We start from the raw sequence: 1,672 nt of genomic DNA on the forward strand, positions 1-1,672 counted from the left end.
CTTTCTAACGCTTTCATATTACTACCCATATTTAAATTGTTTAATTTAAAGTTATATCCTTTATCTTCTAGAATGACTTTCCACATATTTGTTACAGCAATGTTTTCAGCCCAGTTAACTTGACCAATCGTTAATTCTTTATTCTTTGCTTCTGATTCTGTACCTGTCTGTTCACTCTCTGCTTCCTCACTATTGCTTCCGCATGCGGCCAGTACAGCAAGCATTAGAATCGCTAAAATAAAACTAAGTTCTTTTTTCCACTTGTGCATATTGAAAACTCCCCTTTGTTGTTATTTATTTTAATTTTTTACGAGTTGTAAAAAAATTAAATACGTTAAGAATTTTTTTAACATAAAGGCGTAAGGAATCCATTTCTTTCTTAGAAAGAGTGGAGGATTCCTATAACCAGGCAGTCCATATTTTTTATATAGACTGCCTGAGACTTTTCTTTTCCCTTAGTCTTGTGGGTCCTTCGGCAGGAATTCAAATATCTTACCACTTCTTATACTTTCAACTAAGTCATTCAGCCAGTGATAATATGTTTTCGATTCTTCTAATTGATCATAGTATTTCTTTGCGTTTGCAACAATATCTGGTGTACTGCTGGAATCTTTTATAACATCAATAAAATCTTCCTGCGCTTCTTCAATGGCTTCCAAATTCATTTTAGCTTCGCGTTCCCACATCTGACAATAAAACGCCATAAAGGAACGGAAGAAGTTTTTCTCAGCTGCATACGTATGTTTCCGTGAGCCACGTGTAAATGTTTTTTTTACCATTTCTATTTCCTGAAGCCGGCGGACGCTAGTACTCATACTCGGTTTACTCATGCCGAGTTCTGTGCGCATTTCATCAAGCGTCATCTGATCTTTAAAGTACATCGTCGCATATAAATTTGCAGCAGCTGGTGTTACTCCATATAAATCCATGGTCTCTGCAATGGCGCCAATGACTTTATCTTTGGCTTCTTCTATTTTAATGCTGGGATTTTCGGTATCACTCATAAGGTCGCTCCTTCAATATAAAATAAACCTTGTTAAATTTTTATCAAATATTCTTCATGAACTTCATATTAACGTGTTCAGATGAAATGTCAAATGAGATATTAATTTATATCTACTTTAAATGTACAAATCTGCAGTATTAACAGGCATTATACTTCATTATTAATCTTACTATATTTCATGTTTGACATTATTTTGACAGCCTTAATAAGACGTGTTAGTGTTAAAAACGTTAAATAAATTCTTAATAAAGTTAATTTTACTTCAGGATTGGAGTTGATCGATATGGATTTAAAACTACAGCAATACATCAATGGAAAATGGATGGATGCGAATTCAGGAAATAAGCGCCACATTATCAATCCATTTAATCAGGAAATTATTGCAACGGTTCCTGAAGGTGATGAATCAGATGCAAAAGTAGCCATCGCTGCGGCAAGAGAAGCTTTTGATAACGGGGGATGGGCATCAACACCAGCAACTGAGCGAGGAACTATCGTAACGAGAATTGCTGAATTAATAGAAAGAGATAAAGAAGAACTGGCGTATTTAGAATCATTAGATACTGGAAAAACAGTAGAAGAAAGTCGCGGAGATATGGATGATATCGCTGGAGTGTTTCGTTATTATGGAGAACTTGCAGATAAAGATGGAGGAGAACTGATTGA

At 35.1% G+C, this 1,672-nt stretch carries 3 protein-coding genes; 1 reads left to right on the forward strand and 2 read right to left on the reverse strand.

What is annotated here, in order from left to right; all coding sequences use genetic code 11:
* Together WAM07_RS10915 and cudC are read right to left on the reverse strand one after the other, a co-directional pair.
* The coding region (locus WAM07_RS10915; protein ID WP_422166799.1) for a glycine betaine ABC transporter substrate-binding protein at positions 1–269 on the reverse strand (269 nt) is incomplete at its 3' end.
* Between the two features lie 186 nt (positions 270–455).
* Complete coding sequence (gene cudC / locus WAM07_RS10920; RefSeq protein ID WP_422166801.1) at positions 456–1,004, reverse strand: choline uptake/conversion transcriptional regulator CudC; 549 nt, start codon at positions 1,002–1,004, stop codon at positions 456–458.
* Positions 1,005–1,289: 285 nt separating this feature from the next.
* On the opposite strand from cudC, the gene WAM07_RS10925 reads away from it, so the two are divergent.
* Positions 1,290–1,672, forward strand: a 383-nt coding sequence (locus WAM07_RS10925) for an aldehyde dehydrogenase family protein (protein WP_422166803.1), incomplete at its 3' end; no start/stop codon positions are given.

Origin of the sequence: Halobacillus sp. (assembly GCF_049282395.1) — a bacterium.
Classification (GTDB): Bacteria; Bacillota; Bacilli; order Bacillales; family Halobacillaceae; genus Halobacillus.